This window comes from Tessaracoccus massiliensis (assembly GCF_000826065.2).
Classification (GTDB): Bacteria; Actinomycetota; Actinomycetes; order Propionibacteriales; family Propionibacteriaceae; genus Arachnia; species Arachnia massiliensis_A.
In genome coordinates, this window is record NZ_LN623539.1 from 166,990 (window position 1) to 188,250 (window position 21,261).

General features: G+C 68.9%; 19 protein-coding genes. 12 read left to right on the forward strand and 7 right to left on the reverse strand.

Annotated elements, in window-relative coordinates; translation table 11 throughout:
* The first annotated feature begins 23 nt into the window (after positions 1-23).
* Positions 24-461, forward strand: coding sequence for a D-aminoacyl-tRNA deacylase (gene dtd, locus BN1186_RS02655; protein WP_040282265.1), 438 nt, complete (start codon positions 24-26; stop codon positions 459-461).
* Positions 462-472: 11 nt separating this feature from the next.
* Here the strand turns inward: dtd and BN1186_RS02660 are convergent, their stop codons facing one another.
* The gene (locus BN1186_RS02660) at positions 473-1,225 is read right to left on the reverse strand and encodes an NADase-type glycan-binding domain-containing protein (RefSeq protein ID WP_040282267.1); all 753 of its coding nucleotides are present in this window, start codon (positions 1,223-1,225) and stop codon (positions 473-475) included.
* Positions 1,226-1,323: 98 nt separating this feature from the next.
* On the opposite strand from BN1186_RS02660, the gene BN1186_RS02665 reads away from it, so the two are divergent.
* The 10 genes from BN1186_RS02665 to BN1186_RS02710 all read left to right on the forward strand — a co-directional run bounded on the left by BN1186_RS02665 (position 1,324) and on the right by BN1186_RS02710 (position 13,194).
* A complete protein-coding gene (locus BN1186_RS02665) occupies positions 1,324-1,977 on the forward strand; it encodes a response regulator transcription factor (protein WP_040282269.1) in 654 nt (217 codons plus the stop codon).
* Position 1,978: 1 nt separating this feature from the next.
* A complete protein-coding gene (mshD, locus tag BN1186_RS02670; protein WP_180349005.1) occupies positions 1,979-2,875 on the forward strand; it encodes a mycothiol synthase in 897 nt (298 codons plus the stop codon).
* Positions 2,872-4,962, forward strand: a complete 2,091-nt coding sequence (locus tag BN1186_RS02675; RefSeq protein WP_040282271.1) for an RNA degradosome polyphosphate kinase — start codon at positions 2,872-2,874, stop codon at positions 4,960-4,962. Before mshD ends, BN1186_RS02675 begins: the two co-directional genes overlap by 4 nt.
* Positions 4,959-5,831, forward strand: a complete 873-nt coding sequence (locus BN1186_RS02680; protein ID WP_040282273.1) for an NUDIX hydrolase — start codon at positions 4,959-4,961, stop codon at positions 5,829-5,831. Before BN1186_RS02675 ends, BN1186_RS02680 begins: the two co-directional genes overlap by 4 nt.
* 204 nt (positions 5,832-6,035) lie before the next feature.
* Positions 6,036-7,193 carry a phosphate ABC transporter substrate-binding protein PstS gene (pstS, locus tag BN1186_RS02685; RefSeq protein ID WP_040282274.1) on the forward strand — a complete coding sequence of 386 codons (1,158 nt, stop codon included), beginning with the start codon at positions 6,036-6,038 and terminating at the stop codon, positions 7,191-7,193.
* A gap of 118 nt (positions 7,194-7,311) precedes the next feature.
* Complete coding sequence (pstC, locus tag BN1186_RS02690) at positions 7,312-8,301, forward strand: phosphate ABC transporter permease subunit PstC (RefSeq protein WP_074436899.1); 990 nt, start codon at positions 7,312-7,314, stop codon at positions 8,299-8,301.
* Complete coding sequence (pstA, locus tag BN1186_RS02695) at positions 8,301-9,395, forward strand: phosphate ABC transporter permease PstA (RefSeq protein WP_040282276.1); 1,095 nt, start codon at positions 8,301-8,303, stop codon at positions 9,393-9,395. Before pstC ends, pstA begins: the two co-directional genes overlap by 1 nt.
* Before the next feature lie 18 nt (positions 9,396-9,413).
* Positions 9,414-10,193 (forward strand): phosphate ABC transporter ATP-binding protein PstB, encoded by a 780-nt coding sequence (gene pstB, locus BN1186_RS02700; RefSeq protein ID WP_040282277.1) that lies wholly within the window; start codon positions 9,414-9,416, stop codon positions 10,191-10,193.
* Between the two features lie 89 nt (positions 10,194-10,282).
* The gene (locus tag BN1186_RS02705) at positions 10,283-11,209 is read left to right on the forward strand and encodes a sucrase ferredoxin (RefSeq protein ID WP_082031074.1); all 927 of its coding nucleotides are present in this window, start codon (positions 10,283-10,285) and stop codon (positions 11,207-11,209) included.
* An 80-nt stretch (positions 11,210-11,289) separates the two neighbouring features.
* Positions 11,290-13,194, forward strand: coding sequence for a heavy metal translocating P-type ATPase (locus BN1186_RS02710; RefSeq protein ID WP_074436900.1), 1,905 nt, complete (start codon positions 11,290-11,292; stop codon positions 13,192-13,194).
* On the opposite strand, the gene BN1186_RS02715 is transcribed toward BN1186_RS02710, so the two are convergent.
* Positions 13,125-14,354, reverse strand: a complete 1,230-nt coding sequence (locus BN1186_RS02715) for a glycoside hydrolase family 3 N-terminal domain-containing protein (protein WP_052459691.1) — start codon at positions 14,352-14,354, stop codon at positions 13,125-13,127. The two genes, BN1186_RS02710 and BN1186_RS02715, sit on opposite strands and share 70 nt — an antisense overlap.
* Positions 14,351-15,754 carry a mycothione reductase gene (locus BN1186_RS02720; RefSeq protein ID WP_040282406.1) on the reverse strand — a complete coding sequence of 468 codons (1,404 nt, stop codon included), beginning with the start codon at positions 15,752-15,754 and terminating at the stop codon, positions 14,351-14,353. The genes BN1186_RS02715 and BN1186_RS02720 overlap by 4 nt, the downstream gene beginning before the upstream one ends.
* 32 nt (positions 15,755-15,786) lie before the next feature.
* On the opposite strand from BN1186_RS02720, the gene BN1186_RS02725 reads away from it, so the two are divergent.
* Positions 15,787-16,548, forward strand: coding sequence for an SDR family NAD(P)-dependent oxidoreductase (locus BN1186_RS02725; protein ID WP_040282279.1), 762 nt, complete (start codon positions 15,787-15,789; stop codon positions 16,546-16,548).
* 27 nt (positions 16,549-16,575) lie between these two features.
* Here the strand turns inward: BN1186_RS02725 and BN1186_RS02730 are convergent, their stop codons facing one another.
* Genes BN1186_RS02730 through BN1186_RS02745 form a run of 4 tightly spaced genes read right to left on the reverse strand, consistent with a single transcriptional unit; the run spans position 16,576 to position 21,253 of the window.
* Positions 16,576-18,021 carry a GerMN domain-containing protein gene (locus BN1186_RS02730; protein WP_040282280.1) on the reverse strand — a complete coding sequence of 482 codons (1,446 nt, stop codon included), beginning with the start codon at positions 18,019-18,021 and terminating at the stop codon, positions 16,576-16,578.
* Positions 18,022-18,024: 3 nt separating this feature from the next.
* Positions 18,025-18,936 carry a c-type cytochrome biogenesis protein CcsB gene (gene ccsB, locus BN1186_RS02735; RefSeq protein ID WP_040282282.1) on the reverse strand — a complete coding sequence of 304 codons (912 nt, stop codon included), beginning with the start codon at positions 18,934-18,936 and terminating at the stop codon, positions 18,025-18,027.
* Positions 18,933-20,573 (reverse strand): cytochrome c biogenesis protein ResB, encoded by a 1,641-nt coding sequence (gene resB, locus BN1186_RS02740; protein WP_074436901.1) that lies wholly within the window; start codon positions 20,571-20,573, stop codon positions 18,933-18,935. Before resB ends, ccsB begins: the two co-directional genes overlap by 4 nt.
* The gene (locus BN1186_RS02745) at positions 20,543-21,253 is read right to left on the reverse strand and encodes a cytochrome c biogenesis protein CcdA (protein ID WP_040282409.1); all 711 of its coding nucleotides are present in this window, start codon (positions 21,251-21,253) and stop codon (positions 20,543-20,545) included. Before BN1186_RS02745 ends, resB begins: the two co-directional genes overlap by 31 nt.
* Positions 21,254-21,261: the final 8 nt, after the last annotated feature.

Genomic DNA, 21,261 nt, shown 5'->3' on the forward strand with positions numbered 1-21,261 from the left:
TACGGTGCGGCACAATGTGCGCCATGCGCGTTGTGATGACGAAGGTGCTCGAGGCTTCCGTGAAGGTCGACGGCGAGGTGGTGGGCGAACTGGACCGCCCGGGCCTCCTGGTGCTGGCGGGCGTGGGCCACGACGACACCCTGGAGGACGCGGCGGCGTTGGCCCGCAAGATCTGGTCGCTGCGCATCCTCGACGATGAGCGCTCCGCCAGCGACGTCGACGCCCCGCTGCTGGTGGTCAGCCAGTTCACGCTGTACGCCTCCACTCGCAAGGGCCGCCGCCCGTCGTGGAGCGCCGCCGCACCCGCAGCGGTGAGCGAGCCGCTCGTCGACGAGTTGTGCCGCCAACTCGAACTGCTGGGCGCGACGGTGAGTAGGGGCAGGTTCGGCGCCCACATGCTCGTCTCGTCGGTCAACGACGGCCCGGTCACCATCACGATGGACACGAAGAACTGGGAGTAGCAGCGCTCGGCTCAGGCCGGGGTCAGGAACTCCAGGGAACTGATGGACACGGCGTCGACGTGGACTCCCTCCTCGCCCGGCTCGGTGACCTCGAGCACGGTCAGCGTCACTCCCGTCGCTGTGACGGGCGGGAACCGGACCTCCTGGGGGTTGCGGTTGTTCGCTGCCAGGCCCTGCACGAAGAAGGAGCCGTCGTCGAACTCCCAGCGCAGCGCCACGATGCGGCGTTCCTGGAGGTAGCGATCCGCCCAGGCTGTGTTCCCGTTGACCAGCCGCACCCCGACGAGGGGTCGGCGGCCGCTGAACGTGAAGGAGACCATCTCCCCCACGCCCTGGCCGTGGCAGCGCCAGATGGTGCCCGGATCGTTGTCGAGCAGCATCTCCGGCGTGTCCCGCGAGACGTCGTTGAGGCAGGCGCCTGCGGCCGTGAGGGCGGGGGCCACCACGACGGCGTCGGTGTAGGCGACCAGCCCGTCATCGGCCGACGTGCCCGTGGACGTCAGGGACGGCGTGGGGGGCGGGCTGACAGTCACCACCGGCGTGGGGTCCGTATCGAAGACGAACAGCCGCCCGACGGAGAAGGCGAGCAGCAGGGACAGCGCCAGGATCCCTGCCAGCATCCGGGGAGAGATGCCGCCGGCATCGAGCTTGACGTCCTTGAGCGCCGACGAACCGGCGTGCGGCGCCTCCGGCTCAACACGCTCACCTTCGGTTACCTCATCGGTCCCCGGCCGGAACAGATCCTCCGGTAGGCCCTGCGTCATGCCCGCCATCGTAGTGGTGCCTTCGGAACGGCGCGCGGCGGCGTGCGCCCAGCCATTAGGATGTGGACGTCCCGCGGTGAGCGGAAGGGAGGGCAGCCATGAGTAACATCGTGTTCGTCTCCTCCAAGGAAACCCCTCCCGAACTGGCACTTCTGAGCCACCGCGTCACCATCGTCGCCTCCACCGCCCAGTCACTCGTCGAGGCAGAGGAGGCCGACGTGGTGGTGGTCGACGGCACCGTGGACCTCGCGGGGGCGCGTTCGGCCTGCCAGACCCTGTCGCGCAGCGTCTCAACCCCGGTGCTGCTGATGGTGGCGCTGTCCGGACTGGCGGTGCTCTCCCCCGATTGGGGCTTCAACGACTTCGTGGCGGCGGGCAGCGAACCCGCGGAGTTGGACGCCCGCATCCGCGTCCTCACCCGCGCCGGCTCGGATCCTGATCTCCTCGTGGCGGGCCCGCTCCGCGTGGACGGCGCGGCCTACGCTGCCACGCTCGACGGCGCCCCGCTGGACCTGACCTATACGGAGTTCGAGCTGTTGCGCTACCTCATGGCGCACCCCGGCAGGGTTCTGTCACGCGAGACGCTCGTGAGCCAGGTGTGGGGTTACGACTATTACGGCGGAACCCGCACCGTCGACGTCCACGTGCGGCGCCTTCGGGCTAAGCTCGGCCAATTCGACTACTACATCGGCACTGTGCGCAACGTGGGCTACCGCTTCGCCAGCGCCAGGGAGGCTCATCGTGCTGGTTAGCTTGACCACTCTGACACCGACGGTGCGCGAGGCGCTGCGCCGCCTGGTGACGGAGATCGCCGAGCATGACGGCGTCTCCCCCATCAACGAATCCGCCTCGCTGGGCATCGACGGCGTGCGTGAGGCTGACTTCTTCTTCATGGGCACCCGCTCGGACCCCCACGGGTTCGTCATCTGCGACGAGCGCGACGGAACGCTGCTGGTGGGTGTGCACCCGGACCATCGCCGCCAAGGCGTCGGCACCGAGATGCTGACGGAGGCGCTCGCCGCCCATCCCGGCTCCTCGGCCTGGGCCTTCGGCACGCTGCCCGGAGCCCCCCAGCTCGCCGCCCGGGTGGGCCTGTCGCCCGCCCGTGAACTCCTCCGCATGGAACTGGTCCCTGAGCGTCGCCCTGCGAGCTCTGCGAGCCAGGCGACGACGAAGGGCACCCGCGGCTTGCAAGCAACGCTCCCTCCCGGCTACACCATCGACACCTACACCCCCGCTGACCGTGAGCAGATCGTCGCGATCAACGCCGCGGCGTTCGCGCACCACCCGGAACAGGGCAGGCTCACCGTCGAGGAGTTCGACGATCTCGCCCGCCAGCCCTGGTTCAGCCCGGAGGGCCTGTTCGTCGCCCGCCACGACGGCCAGGTCGCAGGTTTCCACTGGACCAAGCGCCACGGCGACGGCCTCGGCGAGGTCTATGTCATCGCCGTGTCCCCCAGGCATGAGGGCAAGGGACTGGGCCGCATCCTGCTGCAGGCAGGCCTCGACCACCTCGCGGCAGAGGGCGACACCCGCATCCAGCTCTACGTCGAGGGCGACCAGGAGCGCGTCGTGCAGATGTACCTCAACGCCGGGTTCAAGACTGTGCAGACCGACACCAGCTATCACGCCGAGAGGGGCCAGGCATGACCGAAACTGCCGATGAGACGCCGCTGCCAGCGGCGCGCTATCTGGATCGCGAGCTGAGCTGGCTGGCGTTCAACAACCGTGTCCTCGACCAGGCCCGCGACGCGCTGCGCGTGCCGCTCATCGAGCGTGCCAAGTTCCTGGCCATCTTCTCCTCCAACCTGGACGAGTTCTTCATGGTGCGGGTGGCCGGCCTGAAGCGACGCATCGCGGCCGGGGTGGCGGTGCCCACCGTCGCCGGCAAGATGCCGGGTGAACTGCACGCCGAGCTCCTCGAGAAGATCGCGCAACTGGTGGAGGCCCAGTCCCGGGTCTTCCAGAACGACGTGCGCCCCGCGCTGCGCGAGGAGGGCATCGAGATCCTCAAGTGGGAGGAGCTCACCGCCACGGAGAAGGATTCGATGCGGGCGCTGTTCGCCGAGCGGATCTTCCCCGTCCTCACTCCGCTCGCCGTCGACCCTTCGCACCCCTTCCCCTACATCTCCGGCCTGTCGCTGAACCTCGCGGTGCTGCTGCGCAACCCCGCCACGGGCGCCCGGTCCTTCGCCCGCGTGAAGGTACCGCCGGTGCTGTCGCGGTTCGTGCGGCTCGCCGAAGGCCGGTTCCTGCCGCTCGAGGAGATCATCTCTCGCCACCTGGGGCAGCTGTTCACCGGCATGCAGGTGCTGTCGCACACCAGCTTCCGCGTCACCCGCAACGAGGACATCGAGGTGGAGGAGGACGACGCCGAGAACCTCCTGTTCGCCCTCGAGCGCGAGTTGCTGCGCAGCAAGGTGGGCCGCCCGCCGGTGCGCCTCGAGGTGGAGGAGGACATCGACGAGCAGATGCTCGACATGCTCACCAGCGAACTCGATGTCAGCGAGAACGAAGTCTTCCGCCTGCCCGCCCCGCTGGATCTGACGGGGCTGTTCGCGCTCAGCGATTCCAACCGCGAAGACCTCAAGTACCCCAACTTCCTGCCCATCACCCACCCGGATCTCGCCGAGGTGGAGAGCGCCAGCCCGGCGGACATGTTCAAGGCGCTGAAGCTGCGCGACGTGCTGGTGCAGCACCCGTACGACTCGTTCGCCACGTCCGTGCAGCGCTTTATCGAGCAGGCCGCAGCGGATCCGGCGGTGTTGGCGATCAAGCAGACGCTGTACCGCACCAGCGGCGACTCCCCCATCGTCGACGCCCTCATCGAGGCGGCCGACATGGGCAAGCAGGTCCTCGCCATCGTCGAGATCAAGGCCCGATTCGACGAGCAGAACAACATCGGCTGGGCGCGCAAGCTGGAGAAATCCGGCGTGCACGTGGTCTACGGCATGCTGGGCCTCAAAACGCACTGCAAGCTGGCACTGGTGGTGCGCGCCGAAGGCGACGGGCTGCGCCGCTACGCCCACATCGGCACCGGCAACTACAACCCCAAGACCGCCCGCCAGTACGAGGACATGGGGCTGCTCACCTCCCACCCCGTGATCACCGACGACGTGGCGCGGCTGTTCAACCACCTTTCGGGCATGACGCAGGAGACGCACTACCGTCGCCTCCTCGTCGCGCCGCACGGCATCCGCAAGGGCCTCCTGAACTACATCGAGCAGGAGATCTCCAACCACGCCGAGGGCAAGCCGTCGGGCATCCGGATCAAGGTCAACTCCATGGTGGATGAGGCGATCATCGACGCGCTCTACCGGGCCTCCCAGGCCGGCGTCACCGTCGACCTGTGGGTCCGCGGCATCTGCACCATCCGGCCGGGCGTGCCGGGGTTGAGCGAGAACATCCGCGTGCGCTCCGTGCTGGGCCGTTTCCTGGAGCACTCCCGCATCTTCTGGTTCGCCGGTGGCGGCAAACCCGTCGTCGGGATCGGCTCGTCCGACCTGATGCACCGCAACCTCGACCGCAGGGTGGAGGCCATCGTCAGCCTCACCAAACCCGCTCACATCCGGCAAGTGGAGGAACTCTTCGACATGGCGTTCGCGCCCACCACCGTGCACTGGGAACTCCACGATTCCGACTGGTCGGTCCACACCACCGACGACGAGGGTCAACCGCTCACGGACATCCAGGAGTGGCTCATCCAGCAGACTGCGGCCCGGCGTTCCACCCGATGAGCAAGAAGGCCTCCATCCGTGCGGCAGGGGCGGTGGTCCTCCGCGGTGACGGCGACGACACCGAGGTGCTGATGATCCACCGCCCCGCCTACGACGACTGGTCCCTGCCGAAGGGCAAGGGCATCACCGACGAACTGGCTCCGCAGACGGCGGTGCGTGAGGTGTTCGAGGAGACGGGGGTCGCCTGCCGCTTGGGGCTGCGTCTGCCGCCGATCCGCTACAAGCTCACCAAGGGGCTCAAGGCCGTGCAGTATTGGCGCGCCGAGGTGGTCACCGAGCAGGAGTTCGAGCCCAACCGCGAGGTGGACAAGATCCGCTGGGCGCCCATCCAGAAGGCCATGCGCACCCTCACCTACGCAGATGAGCGGCGCCTCCTGTCGACGGCGCTGCTGAAGCCGCGCACCACCCCCCTGCTGCTGGTGCGCCACGGCAAGGCCATGCTGCGCAAGGACTGGAGCGGCCCGGACCAGGAGCGACGCCTCACGGGCCGTGGCCGGCGGCAGGCCAAGGAACTCACCCAGGTGTTGGGGGCCTTCGGCGTGGAGTCGCTGGTGAGTTCGTCGTCGACCCGCTGCGTGGAGACGCTGCGCCCCTACGCGAAGCAACGCGGGCTGGAGATCGTCATGGAGGACGTGCTCACCGAGGAGGAGGGCACCGTCAAGCCGCGCGAGGTGCGCCGCTACGTGGCCAACCTGTTCCAGTCCATCGAGGAGCCCACCGCGCTGTGCGGGCACCGCCCCGTGCTGCCGTCGATGTTCAAGGGGCTGGGCCTGGAGCCGAAGCCGATGGTCGTCGGCGAGGTCGTGGTGGTGCACCGCGACGACGAGGGCGAACGCGTCGCCGTCGAGGTCCACAAGCCGACGGCGTAGCGGCTGAGGGATAACGAATCGGTTACGAATACCGCAGATTCCGGAGCGCGGAGAGAGAACTCGTCGGCTGTTCACCATCTGTTAACCAAACCGGGGCCGATCGGTTACTTCCTCTCTCTACCTTCCGGTACAGGAACACACCAGTTCACTGAAAACACGGGGCCCGACACGCGGGCCCCACCCCTCTCGGAAGGTATTCCCGGAATGAAGATCCGCCTGACCGCCGCTCTCGGCCTGTCTGCCGCGCTCCTCCTGTCGGCCTGCGCCGCCAACGAGCCCACCAACACCACCAACGAGCCCGCCGGAGGCGACACCGCCACTGTCGAGACCACCGACGCCGGCACCACTGACGAGGCCACCGACGCCGGCGCGACCGACGAGGCCGCCGCTCCGTCGAACCTGTCCGGCACCCTGTCGGGCATCGGCGCCTCCGCCCAGGAGGTCGCCCAGCAGACCTGGATCGCCGGCTTCCAGACCGCGAACGAGGGCGTGACCATCAACTACTCCCCCGAGGGTTCCGGCGCCGGCCGTGAGGCCTTCATCGGCGGCGGCGCCGACTTCGCCGGCTCGGACCGCGCGTTCAAGGCCGAGGAGATCGACGAGAACACCTTCTCGCAGTGCGTCGACAAGCCGATCAACCTGCCGGTCTACATCTCCCCCATCGCCGTGGTGTTCAACGTCGAGGGTGTCGAGGAACTCAACCTGGATGCCGCCACCCTGGCCGCCGTCTTCAAGGGCGACATCACCAAGTGGAACGACCCGGCCATCGCCGCCCTGAACGAGGGCGTCGAGTTGCCTGATCTCGACATCACCGCCGTGCACCGCTCGGACACCTCGGGCACCACCGAGAACTTCACCGACTACCTCGCCACCGCCGCCCCCGACGTGTGGGATGCCGAGAAGTCCGGCGACTGGCCGTACCAGGGCGGCGAGGCCGCTGCCCAGACCCAGGGCGTCGTCTCCGCCGTCTCCGGCGGCGTGGGCACCATCGGTTACATCGACGCCTCGCAGGCCGGCGACTTCACCACCGTGAAGATCGGCAAGGACGGCTCCTTCCACGGCCCGACCACCGAGGCCGCTGCCGCGATCGTCGAGAACTCCCCCGTCGAGGACGGCCGCGCTGACAACGACATGGCCATCGCCGTCGACCGTGAGGCCGAGGGCTACCCGATCGTGCTCGTGTCCTACCTGATCGTCTGCCAGGACTACCAGGACGACGCCAAGGCCGAACTGGTCAAGGCCTACGCCAACTACATCGTCTCCGCAGAGGGCCAGACGGCCGCCGGTGAGCGCGCGGGTTCCGCTCCGCTCTCCGCCGGCCTCACCGAGCAGGTCACCGCAGCGATCGACTCCATCCAGTGATCGCCCGCCCTTGATCTGATGCAAAGTCGCGTCGTCCCGTTTCGGGGCGACGCGACTTTGCCGGATCAGGGCAGGTAATCTGCCAACCGCTACCCTCGTTTTCGATTCAGGAGCGCCCATGTCGGCAACGGATGCACCCGAAGCCCCACAGACGGACACCAGGCCGGATTCCGATTCCCATTCGCTGCAGCGCAGCGCCAAGCGCTTCGGCGATTCCTTCTTCCGGTGGCTCTCCACCGGATCAGGCATTCTGATCCTGGTCATCCTCGCGGCTGTCGCCGCCTTCCTCGTGGGTCTGGCGCTGCCCGCCCTCCTGGCAGATCCGGAGACGTTCCAGTTCAACCGCGGCGAAAGCTTCTGGTCCTACGTGCTGCCGTTCGCCTTCGGCACCATGTGGTCGGCCATCCTTGCAATGCTCATGGCCGTGCCGGTCGCCGTCGGCATCGCGCTGTACCTGACGCACTACGCTCCGAAGCGGGTGGCGTCGTCGTTCGGCTACATCATCGACCTCCTGGCGGCCGTACCCTCCGTGGTGTTCGGCCTGTGGGGCATCGCGGTGCTGGCGCCGGCCATGCGCCCGCTGTTCCTGTGGCTCAACGACAACTTCGCCTGGATCACGCTGTTCAGCGGACAGGTCTCCGGCACCGGCCGCACCATCTTCACCGCCTCCGTGGTGCTGGCCGTGATGATCCTGCCGATCATCACCGCCATCTCCCGCGAGGTGTTTCTGCAGACGCCGAAACTGCACGAGGAGGCCTCCCTTGCGCTGGGCGCCACCCGGTGGGAGATGATCAGGCAGGCCGTGATCCCCTTCGGCACCCCCGGCATCATCTCCGCCTGCATGCTGGGCCTCGGCCGCGCGCTGGGCGAGACGATGGCCGTGGCCATGGTGCTGTCCGGCTCCGGCGTGATCACGTTCAAGGTGCTGACCAGCCAGAACCCCAACACCATCGCGGCCAACATCGCGCAGTCCTTCCCCGAGGCGCACGACATCGGCCGTAACCAGCTCATCGCCACCGGCCTGGTGCTGTTCATCATCACCCTGGCCGTCAACATGACCGCGCGCTGGATTATCAACCGCCGCAAGGAATTCTCGGGAGCCAACTGATGAGCAGCACCATGACCACCTCCCCCTCGCCGCTCAAGGGCGGCGCCACGAAGATGAACTCCCTCACCGCGGGTCAGCTGCCGAAGTACACCGGTCTGTCCACGCTGGTGGTCTCCGTGGCGGTCGCGGCGGGCCTGCTGGCCCTGCTGCAGTCGGCCAACGTCGCCAGCGTCGTCATCGTCGGCGCGCTTCTGTTCCTGGCCGCCATGTTCGTGTTGTCGGCCGCGGTCGAAGGCCCCAGGAAGGCCAAGGACCGCCTCGCGAAGTACATCGTCACCGGCTTCTTCCTGGTGGCGCTGGTGCCGCTGATCTCGGTGATCTGGGGCACCATCGTCAACGGCCTGGACCGCTTCGACGGCACGTTCTTCAGCTGGTCGATGCGCAACGTTCTGGGCGAGGGCGGCGGCGCCATCCACGCCATCTGGGGCACGCTGATCGTGACGGGTATCGCCACGCTGATCTCGGTGCCGATCGGCCTGATGACGGCCATCTACCTGGTGGAGTACGCCCAGAACGGCAAGCTCGGCGCGGGCATCCGCTTCTTCGTCGACGTGATGACCGGCATCCCCTCCATCGTGGCGGGCCTGTTCGCCTACACGATGTTCTCGATGATCTTCGGGGCCGGGCACAAATCGGGCCTGTCGGGCGCCGTCGCGCTGTCCATCCTGATGATCCCGACGGTGGTGCGTTCCACCGAGGAGATGCTGCGCATCGTGCCCAACGAGCTGCGCGAGGCCTCCTACGCCCTGGGCGTGCCGAAGTGGCGCACCATCCTCAAGGTGGTGCTGCCTACGTCGATTGCCGGCATCATCACCGGCGTCGTGCTGGCCATCGCCCGCGTCATCGGCGAGACGGCCCCGCTGCTGGTGACGGCGTCGATCACGTCGTCGATGAACTTGGATCCGTCCAACCACCCGATGGCCACCCTGCCGGTGTTCGTGTACAACCAGTACATGTACGCCCCCGGCATCGACACCGCGGCCTACCATGCGCGCGCATGGGCCGGCGCGCTCACCCTCATTCTGATCGTTATGGGATTGAACGCCATCGGGCGCTTCATCGCCTGGAAGTTCGCCCCCAAGGCCGGACGCTGACCGAAGGAACACTGAGACATGTCAAAGCGTATTGAGATCAAGGATCTTGACATCTACTACGGCAAGTTCCATGCCGTGAAGTCGGTCAACATGACCATCGAGCCCCGCGCCGTGACGGCGTTCATCGGCTCCTCCGGTTGCGGCAAGTCCACCGTGCTGCGTTCCCTGAACCGCATGCACGAGGTCATCCCCGGCGCCTACGTCGACGGCGAGGTGCTGCTCGACGGCGCAGATCTGTACGCCGCCAACGTCGACCCGGTGCGCGTGCGCCGCCAGGTGGGCATGGTGTTCCAGCGGCCCAACCCGTTCCCCACCATGTCGATCAAGGAGAACATCCTGGCCGGTGTGCGGCTGAACAACGCCCGTATCTCCCGCAAGGAGGCCGACGAGCTGGTGGAGACGTCGCTGCGCGGCGCGAACCTGTGGAACGAGGTCAAGGACCGCCTCGACCGCCCGGGCTCCGGCCTCTCCGGCGGCCAGCAGCAGCGCCTGTGCATCGCCCGCGCCATCGCGGTGCAGCCAGATGTCATCCTGATGGACGAGCCCTGCTCGGCGCTTGACCCGATCTCCACTTTGGCGATCGAGGAGCTGATCAAGCAGCTCAAGGAGGACTACACCGTCGTGATCGTGACGCACAACATGCAGCAGGCCGCGCGTGTGTCGGACCAGACGGCGTTCTTCAACCTCAAGGCGCACGGCCAGCCCGGCGAGCTGATCGAGATGGGCCCCACCGAGAAGATCTTCCACAACCCGGAGCAGAAGGCCACGGAGGATTACATTACCGGCCGCTTCGGCTGATCCCTGCACCCGCAACAGCAACGGCGTCGCCCTCGGGCTGCGCCGTTGCGCTGTCACCGCCCACCGTCGCAGGTGAGTAGGCTCGGGGCATGACTCGCTGTTCGATGGAGTGGTCCCGGGCGGACCTTCCCGCCTGGGGCACGGCCGCGCGCGCGGACTTCTTCATCTGCCTCGAGGTGCCGGGCCCCTGGGGGCCCAAGGCCGCGACTGAGGCGCGCTTGCTCAACCCCACCGTCGGCCGGGAGCTCGAGGACACCATCGCCCGGTTGGGCGGGAGGCTGCTGCTGATCCGGCATCCGGAGCGCCGCACCATCGGCGACGCCCCGCTGGCCATGCTCGTCTCGGGTGGCTTCCCGGACGGCGGCTGGCTGCGCCGCTTCGAACTCAACGCCCCGGAAGAGGCTCTGGCCTGGGTGCGCGACTGCGGTGCCGACGGCGTGCCCGCCGGCGACGACGGTGGCGCGGCCATGCTGGTGTGCAGCCATGCCCGGCGCGACCAGTGCTGCGCTCTCGCGGGCCGCCCCGTCCTCGCCGCGCTCACCCGGGAGGCCGGCCCCGCCCACATCTGGGAGTCCTCCCATCTGGGCGGCCACCGGTTCGCGCCCACCATGCTGCTCCTTCCCACCGGCCAGGTGCTGGGCCGCCTCAACCCGGTGGCCGCGATCAGCGCCTACCGCGCCGCGGAGGACCGTGCCCTGTGGCCGGGCGGCGCCAGGAAGGACCGCGGACGCTCCCATCTTTCCCCGCAGCAGCAGGCCGCCGAGGCGTGGGCGCTGGCCGAATGGGGGCACCGCGGCGAGCCACCCCACCCCGACACCGCAGGCATCTCTCTGGCGCCGGTCCCCGCCGTCGAGGTCTCCAGCGAACTGGTCGACGACCGGCAGGTGCGCGTGCGCCTGGGCGCGTGGGAGGTCTGCGTCGAGGTGGACAAGGTCACCGCCGACGGCGAGGCCCCCGTCAGTTGCGGCAAGCCTCCGGAGCCCCTGGCCTACTGGCGCGTCTCCCCTCAGTTGTGATCTGAGCCGCCCGGCCCCGGCCGGGTTAGCTAAGCCTCACCTTGATTGAACATTTCGTTCTAATGGCGAAGACTGGAGCCATGTTGGGGTTCATCAGGCGTTATCCACTTGTCGCAGCGACGCTGGCGGTCCTCGCCCTCGTGCTCACGCTCTATTTCACCGGGTACACCACACCCGCGCAGTGGATCGGCACGGCCTACGTGGTGTTCATCATCGCGCTGACCGCCGTCGACATGGTCAAAGACATCATGCGCGGCCATTACGGCCTCGACATCCTCGCCGTCGTGGCCATGGGGGCAGCCATCGCCGTGGGCGAGTACATCGCCGCCATGATCGTGGTGCTCATGCTCAGCGGCGGCGAGGCACTGGAGGACTTCGCGGAGTCCAGAGCCGCCCGCGACCTCGACGCCCTCCTCAAGCGCGCACCCGACACCGCCCACCGCCTCTCCTCCGCCGACGCGGACGCCGCCGTCACCGAGATTCCGGTCGCCGAGGTGCAGCCCGGCGACCTCCTCCTCGTCAAGCCCGCCCAGGTGGTGCCCGTCGACGGCGAACTCCTCACCGCGGAGGCCACCTTCGACGAGTCGTCGCTGACCGGCGAATCCCTCCCCGTCACGAAGACCGACGGCGACGCGGTGATGTCCGGCTCCCTCAACGGGGAGCGGGCCGTGCGGATCCGGGCCACCGCCACCGCGGAGCACTCTCAGTACCAGCAGATCATCGCCCTGGTGACGCAGGCGGAGGAGGCCAAGGCGCCCACCGTGCGAGTGGCCGACCGCTACGCCATCCCGTTCACGGTGGTCTCACTGCTGATCGCGGGGCTCGCCTGGTACCTGTCAGGCGACCCGGTCCGCTTCGCCGCCGTCCTCGTCCTGGCCACCCCGTGCCCGCTGCTGATCGCGGCGCCGGTGGCCTTCATGGGCGGGATGAGCGCCTCGGCCCGCTCCGGCATCATCGTCAAGGGCGGAGCCACCCTCGAGGCGCTGGCGCGGGCCAGATCGGCCGCGTTCGACAAGACCGGCACCCTGACCCACGGCGAGCCCGAACTGGTCGAGGTGATCCCCGCCAACGGCACCTCTCCCGACGAGTTGCTGCGGCTCGCCGCGTCCGCCGAGCAGTACTCCTCCCACGTCCTGGCCCGCGGCATCATCGACACCGCCCGGGAGCAGGGCCTCCAGTTGAGCGCAGCGCAGGATGCGGAGGAGTTCGCCACCAACGGCGTGCGCGCCACCATCGACGGCCGGCGCGTCGTCGTCGGCAAGCTCGCGTTCGTCCGCTCCGAAGACTCTACGGCCACCCAGGTCCCGCTCGATCCGGGCCAGACCTCGGTGGCGATCGCCATCGACGGCCGGTTCGCCGGCACGCTCCTGCTGGCCGATGCGCTGCGCGGCAACGCCGCCCGCACCGTCGAGCAGCTACGCCGCATGGGGCTGAGCGAGGTGGCCATGCTCACGGGCGATAACCGGGACACCGCCCGGGCGCTGGCTGCCGAGGCGGGGATCGACACCGTGCACGCCGAACTGCTGCCCGCCGACAAGGTGGAGCGGGTCCGCGCCATGCCCGGGCCGGTGATCATGGTGGGCGACGGCGTCAACGACGCCCCCGTGCTGGCCACCGCAGACGTCGGCATCGCGATGGGCGCGCGCGGCTCGACGGCGGCCAGCGAATCCGCCGACGCCGTCATCGTGCGCGACGACGTGCAGCGCGTGCTCCGCGCCGTCCAGATCGGCCGGCACACCCACCGCGTGGCGCTGACCGCCATCTGGATCGGCATCGCCCTGTCCGTGGGCCTGATGCTCGTGGCGGCCTTCGGCTACATCCCGCCGGTGGCCGGCGCGCTGGCGCAGGAGGTGGTGGATCTCGCCGCCATCGTCTACGCGCTCAGGGCGCTGACCGGCGGCGGCCCGGACACCGATCAGCCGCAGGTCACCAAACCGACGGTGGACTTGAGCCGCAGCACCCGGGTGGCGGCGTCGAGCACCTGAGCCTCGAACGCCTCGTCGGCCGCCGCAGCGTCGAGCGTCGCGGTGACCATCTCCCGCATGATGCCGGGATTGGCGTTGATCACGATGTCACCGCCCGCCTCGATGAACCGCGCCGCGCGGTCCGCCGGAGCCACGGTCTTGACCGCCTCGGCGGCGCCCAGGTCGTCGGCGATGACCACGCCGTCGTAGCCCAGGTCCCCGCGCAGCAGGTCGGTGATGATGGCTGAGGAGAACACGCCCTCGTTGTCTGGATCGAGCTGCGTGAACACCGCCGAGGAGATCATCACGGAGTCCACACGGGCATCGATGGCGGCGCGGAAGGGCTCCAGGTGGGGCGAGTCGCGCGTCACGTCGTTGTCCTCCGCGGCGCCGAAGTCGGTGTTGGTGGTCACCTCGCCCAGGCCGGGGAAGTGTTTGACGGAGGTGGCCACCCCGGCCTGCCGCATGCCGTCGATGAACGCGACCACCGATTCGGAGACCGCGGCCGGATCCGAGCCATAGTCGCGCTTGAGTTTCCCGATGGGTTCGTTGCTGGCGCGCTTGGCCTCCGGCACGATGTCGGCGACGGGGGCCAGGTCGTAGTGCACCCCCGCCATCTTGAGTTCGTTGGCCCAGTCGAACGCCGCGGCGGACAGATCCGCGGCTCCCATGGCGCCCTGGTCCCGGGCGGCGGGGATGGTGGAGAAGCCCTCCCCCTTCAGCCGCTGCACGCTGCCGCCCTCCTGGTCGACGGCGACCAGCAGGGGTAGGCGCGCGGTGCCGAGGCTGCCCAACTCTGCGGTCAGGCGCCGGATGGCGGACGAGCCCGCGTCGGTGTTGCCCAGCAGCACCACGGAACCGATCTTCGAATCCCGGATGGCCGATTGCGTGCGGGGATCCGCGCCCTTCGTGTTGACGCCCACCATGAACAGCTGGCCCACCTGCTCCTCGATGGTCAACTCCTCGGCCATCACACGGCACGCGTCGGCCGCCGCGGTGGTCTCAGTGACCGCCTCCCCAGCGTCCGGGGTGGGGTCCTGGGCGGTGCGCCCAGAAGGCGACGGCGTCACGCTCTCGACGGCGGGCTCAGCCGAGCGGTACTGCGGCGGCACCAGCGGTTCCGTGGCGCAGGCCGACAGGCCCAACGCGGCCGCCCCCAGCAGGAGCAGCGCCCGCCTCACTGCTGGGCCTCCGCCCGCTGCGCCGCGACAAGCCCGAGCAGTGCGTTCTCGACCACCTCGGGCAGCGCGGGATGGATCCAGTACTGGCCCCGCGCCATCTCGTCTACCCGCTGCCCGAAGCTCATCGCCTGGATCAGCGGCTGGATCAGCGTGGGGGCCTGGGGCCCGATGATGTGGGCGCCGAGCAGGTGGCCGTTGGTGGGGTCTGCCAGGAGCTTAACGAAGTGGCCCTCGTCCTCCAGCGCCCAGCCGTAGGCGACGTCCGCGTAGCGCTGGCGCGCACACACGTACGGGAGGCCCCACGCCTTGAGTTGCTCCTCGGTGGCGCCCACGGCCGCCACCTGGGGGTCGCTGAACACCGCGTGCGGCACGTACCGGTGGTCGGTCTCGACGGGCTGGTCTGGGTGCAGCAGGTTGTGTTGCACGGTACGCATCTCGGCGTTGGCCACGTGCTTGAGCAGGTGGCCCGAGGACACGTCGCCGATGGCCCACACTCCGGTGGCGCTGGTGCGCTGCTGCGCGTCGACGCGGATCTGCCCCGTCTCGCGCATTTCGATCCCGCCGGCGGCTGGGTCGAGCGTGTCCGAGTTGCGCACCCGGCCCACCGCGACGAGCACGGCGTCGGCGAAGTACTCGTACTCGATGCCGTTGCGGTCCGTGGTCACGACGGTGACGCCGCCGTCACCGCTGTCCTCGAACGCGGAGAGCCGCTGGTTGAGCCGGATCTGCACGCGGCGGCCCAACTGGTTGGCGAACTGCTCGGAGATCTCAGCGTCGTGCCCGCGCAGCAGCACGTCGGAGCGGTTGATGAGCGTGACCTCCGTGCCGAGGGAGGCGAACACGTGCGCGAACTCGGTGGCGACGAAACCTCCGCCGAGGATGACCAGCCGCCTGGGCCGCTCGTCGATGCGCATGATGGTGTCCGACGTGTAGATGCGGTCGCGCACGTCGTCGATCCCGGGCACGTGGAGCTCCCGGGGCCGCGAACCGGTGGCGATCACGACCCGGTCTGCGCTGATCTGCGTGTCGCCGACCTGCAGGGTGCGGTCTCCGACGAAGCGGGCCTCGTCACGGAAGACAGTCACGTTCTCAGAGCGCTCCCGCCAGTCCAGCCCACCGGCGGAGATCGGGTCGATGCGGCCGAAGATCCGGTCCCGGATGGCCTTCCAATCCGAGCCCTTGTACTCCAGGTCGACGCCCAGGCGCGCCGCCTCCCTCGGGGCGGCCGCGAGGTCTGCGGGCAGCACGAACATCTTGGTGGGGATGCAGCCGCGGTTCAGACAGGTGCCGCCGAACGTCTCATCGCGGTCGATGAGGGCGATGTTCCACTTCTCGAAGCGTTCGTCGATGAGGGAGTTCCCGGAGCCTGAGCCGATGACGACGAGATCGAAATGCTGCATGGCGCCCATTGTTCCATGCGTAAGGTAGGGGCATGGACAACACCTGGGCTGTGGTTACCGGAGGCTCGAGCGGGCTGGGGGTCGCGTTCGCCGAGCGGCTCGCCGCAGAGGGTGCCGACATCTGGCTCGCCGCCCGTAGTGAGGACAGGATGCAGGAGGTCGCGCAACGCCTGGAGCACAACTACGGCGTGGCCACCCGGATCAGCTCCGTCGATCTCGCAGACGCCGGTGCCCGCGCTGATTTCGCCGCCGAGGTCGCCGAGGCCGGCGTGAGCCACCTCATCAACAACGCGGGCTTCGCGCAGCTCGGCGACTTCGCCGGGTCGGACCCGCGCCGGACCACAGAGATGCTCGAGCTCAACGTCGTGGCACTCACCGAGCTGGTGCACGCGGTGCTGCCGGGCATGCGCCGCCGAGGCAGCGGTGCCATCATCAACGTCGCCTCCACCGCCGCGTTCCAGCCCACCCCCAGCATGACGGTCTACGCGGCGAGCAAGGCCTACGTCCTGCGCTTCAGCACGGGCCTGTGGCGCGAGCTCAAGGGCACCGGCGTGCGCGTGATCGCCAGCTGCCCCGGCCCCACCGAGACCGGCTTCTGGGAGGCGGCCGGCAACGACGCGGTGATGAAGCGCCGCCGCACGCCGGAGCAGGTCGTCGACGTGACCTTCGAGGCGCTGCACAAGGACAAGCCGTTCGTCATCGACGGCGCCGCCAACCGGGCGATGGCCTTCGCTACGCGCCTCGCCCCCATCGGCTTCCAGACGAAGATCGCGCAACTCATCACCACGCACTGAACGGCGGCCGGCCGGGGCGTCGCCGGGTCAGGAGACGACGACGGACTTGTTCTCCTTGACCTGCGTGCCCTCCTCGGTGACGGTCACCGTGATGTCCAGGCGGCCCTTCGGCAGGGTGGTGGACACGGTCCACACCCGCCACCCGTCGACGTTGACGCCGGCGGTGGTCTGCGCAGACGTCTCCAGAATCACCTGGCCGGTCTCCTGCTCGGTGATCCGCACGATCGGTTCCCCCACCCCCGGCTTGACGGTGCCGATGATCGACGCGGTGCCGACGGTCAGTTGGGCCCGGCTCCGGGGCGAGCTGATCCACACGGCCGCCATGGGCTCCAGCCCGCTGCGCTGGTAGCCCTCAGGCTTGTCGAAGCCGGGCGGCGCCGTGCCGCCGTCGGCGCGGAAATGCACGCTGAGGTCCGGGTTTCCCACCAACTCCGCGACGGTGTAGATCATCTGGTCCCGGGCGCGCTGGGCGGCCACCGGGGAGGTGAGATCCGCGTAGGCGTCACCTGACAGGTCGATGGTCACCGTGGTGCCGTCGGTCTCGAGGTTGAGGAGTTGGCCCGGGCCCCAGCCGCTCGTGTAATCGGGGTCGAGCGGCACGAGGGTGAACAGCGCCTCCACCGCCGAGCGGACCAGGTTGCCGGTGGCCTGCAGGTCCCGCAGTTCGCGGTAGAGCTTGCCTTCCCTGTCCACGTAGTAGAGCGGGGTGTTGCGCATCGTGGCGGGCAACGACCTGGCGGTGGTGGGGGTTGCTGTCACTACCGGTTCCGGGGTGGGCACCACATGCGGGCTGGCGTCGTTGCGGGTCAGGGCGGCCAGCAGCAGGCCCAGTGCCACGGCGGCGATCGTCAGTGTCACCACGAACGGCGGCCCGAACCGGATGCCGCTGTCCTCGGCGATCTGCTCAAGCTCCCCCTCCAGCATGTCCTTCTCCGGCACGGGGGTCAGCCGGGCTGCAGAGCGCAGCGCAGCTGTGAGTTCCTGGGACAGCGACTCGATGACGCCGGGCTGGCTGCCGGGGGTGGGGGCGCCGACGATGGCCCGCAACTCCTCCAGCGCGGTCTCCAACCTGAGGTTGGCCCCCCGCACCGACTGGCGCATGATGCCGGCCAGATCAGGTCCGAACACGGCCAGGTAGTGGCTGACGATCAGCAACTCTGCCGACCGCGGGGCCATGGAGCTGACGGCGCGCAGGATCTCGTCCTGCCGCGGTTCGTCGACCCGGGGCATGATCAGGGGGCTCAACGCGGGCCGCACGGCGCGGGCGAGGTGCACCACATGCTCCTGCAGGAAATAGACGCGCTCGATGGGGTCGATCAGCCGATGGGAGCGGCGCTGCAGGGCCAGCAGCGCGCTGCGCACGATGCGCCCCGACTGGTCCTCGGCGCCGAGCAGCACGGTGAGGCGGTGCAGGGTCGCACCGTGCTCCTCGTACAGCGACACCAACCAGTCGTGCGCCTCGTCCGCGGCCATCGGTTAGATTCCCGCGTACGAATGCAACCCACTGAACAGCAGGTTGACCCCGACGAAGTTGAACCAGAAGGTCACCAGACCGACGATGGCGATGATCGCCACGGGGCGGCCGCGCATCCCCGCCGTCGCGCGGGCGTGCAGGTAGGCGACGTAGACCACCCAGGTGATGAAGGACCAGGTCTCCTTGGGGTCCCAGTTCCAGAACCGGCCCCAGGCGTACTGGGCCCAGATGGCGCCGGCGACGATCGTGAAGGTCCACAGCGGCACGGCGAAGGCGTGCAGGCGGTACGAGATGAGGTCGAGCTTCGACGAGGTGGGCACCTTGGCCAGGTAGCCGCGCATCTCGCTCTCCCCCACCTCGGCGCGGCGTTCGGCCCTCTCCCGCAGCAGGAAGAGGATGGAGGTCAGCGCACCCACGTTGAACGCGGCGCCGGCGATCGCCGCGGCGACGATGTGGATGATGAACCACACGCTGTGCAACGCGGGCACCAGCGGCGCGACCGCCACGTACCACTGCGTCACGGCCAGCCCCAGGCCCACGGTGAACAGCAGTGTGAGCCCCAATCCCAGCCAGCGCATCCCCCATTTGAGGGCGACCGCAAGGTAGAGCACCGCGGCGAAGGCCAGCGTCGAGGTGATGAACTCGTACATGTTGCCCCACGGCGGGCGCCCTGCGGCGACGCCGCGCATGACCACCGCGGTCACGTGCATGGCGGCGGCAACCACGGTGAACACCAGGCCGAGACGGCCGAACAGGTCGACGCGGATGCGTGCGCTGTCCTCTGAGCCGTCAGCGGGGCGGACCTCCGCCTGGCCGCGGGCGGAGGCCCATTCGACGGCGTGCGCGCCGAACGCGATGAGGTACACCACCGCGGCATAGACCATCAGGGTGTAGGACCACTCGGACAGGGTCATGCGGGGGTCTCCTCAGCTTCGGCAGGGGGCGCAGCGTCACCATTATGCCCCTTATCGCCGGTGACCGCCGCCAGCAGGCCCGCGACCTCGTCCTCGAGGCCGGTGGCGGTATCGGTGCGGTCGAGGCCTCCGACGGTCACCTCGCCGTCGTCGGCGATGCGCACGAAGAGACGCCGCGGGCGGATGTAGAGGCTCAGGGTGAGGCCGATGACGCCCACCGAGATGGCGATGAGCGTGAGCAGGTTGCCGGGGGTTTCGCTGACCTGGAGGCGCACCCAGCGGCTGTAGCCGTCGAAGCTGATCGAGCCCAGCTCGTCGGGCAACGGAAGGTGCGCACCGGGCAGCATACGGGCGCTGAGCACCTCGCCGCCGTCGCCGAGCACCTGCTCGAGGTCGTCGGTGTTGAGTACGTAGACGTTCTCCGGCATGCCGGTCTCGACGGCGGGCTCACCCTGCCAAGCGTTGAGGTAGACCTCGGGGTTGCGGGCATCGGGGAAGATCGAGTGCGGCCCGGTCTCGTCGAGCTTCGCCGTGGGCAGGAACCAGGCTTCGAACGCGAGCCGCTGCGGGCGGGCGTCGGGCACCTTGATCACGCCGACGGACGAGAAGTTACCGTCCTGCGGAAGAAAGACGACGGGACCGCTGAAGGCCACGTCGCCGTTGCCGTCGGTGACGGTGAAGCTGGGCGCGTAGCCGTGCGCCTGCAGGTTGACCTGCGTGCCACCTGCGGTGATGAGCGGTTCGTTGACGGTCATCAGCAGCGAGCGGGTGCCGTCGGCATCCGTGAGGGTGACGTTGGCGTCGAAGACCCGGGCGGCGCCGCGCTGCACCTCACCGGTCTCGAACTCGGCGTGGAACTCGTCGACGGTCACGTTGAACCGCTCCAGCTGATCCGTGTCGAGCAGGCCGCCGGCGTTGAAGTCGTCGTACTGCGTGATCACGTTGGAGAAGCCGCGCCCCTCCACGACGATCGCGCTGCCCGAGAAGCCCCACAGGTTGGACCAGGCCAGGCCCACGAGGACGAACAGCAGCGACAGGTGGAAGGTGAGGTTGCCGAACTCGCGCAGGTACCCACGCTCGGCGCTGACGCCGTCGTCGGTGATGCGGGTGCGGTACCGCTTGGACTTCAGCCAGCGCTCGGCCCGCTCCGCTGCTCCCTGAGCCAGCCCCTGCGGCGGAGGAGCCGGGCTGGTCAAAGACCTCTCAGCGCCCGCGCTCCGGCCGGGCAGTTGCCCCGACACCGCCACCGGCAGGCGCTCGATGCGGGAGGGGACCCGCGGCGGGGGCTTGCGCACCGCGCGCCAGTATTTGCCCACCCGCGGCACGATGCAGCCGATGAGGGAGGCGAACAGGAGAAGGTACACCGCCGAGAACATGGGTGAGGTGTAGATGTCGTAGAAGCTCAGCGGCTCGAGGATCCTGTCCCAGCCGGGGTTGCGGGACTTGAAGTCCATCACCTCGATGGGCTCGGTGTTGCGCTGCGGGATGATGGAGCCGGGGATGGCGGCCACGGCCAGCAGGAACAACAGCAGCAGCGCCGTGCGCATGCTCGTCAGCTGCCCCCAGGCCCAGCGCAGCGTCTCGGCGACGGGGTTGCGTTTCCGCGTCACAGGATCGTCCCGAAGTTCGCGACCCACTGGCGCAACTGCACCATCATCAACTCCCACAGACCGGTGATCATCGCGATGCCCACCAGCATCATGACGACGCCACCGATGCGCTGCACGAGGCGCTGGTGCCGCTTGAGCCACTCCAGCCGCGGGGCCAGTGCGGTGAACGCCAAAGCGAACGCGACGAACGGCAGCCCTAGGCCCAGGGCGTAGAAGAACGCCAGGACGCCGCCGCGGAGGGCCGAGCCCTCGTTGAAGCCCATCGTGAGCACCACCGACAGCGCCGGTCCGATGCACGGGGTCCAGCTCAGGCCGAAGACCATGCCCAGCAGCGGGGAGGCCGCCACTCCCATCTTCGGGGTGACGCTGGGGGTCCACATCCTCGGCAGCGGGATGAACCCGGCGAAGGCGGCGCCCAGCAGCAGGATCACCACGCCGAGGATCATGGTGATGAGGCCGGAGTTCTGCACCAGCGCCCCGCCGAGGCCACCGATGAGTGCGCCGGTGAGCACGAACATGATGGAGAACCCCAGGATGAACCCGAGGGTGCCCAGGAGGAGGAGCCGCTTGCGGGCGGTGCCCTCGGCGATCTGGCTGGCGCCCATGCCCGACGCGTAGCTCAGGTAGCCGGGCAGCAGCGGCAGGATGCAGGGTGAGGCGAAGGAGACCAGGCCGGCAAGCATGGCCACGGGGATGGCCAGCAGCATCGACGACG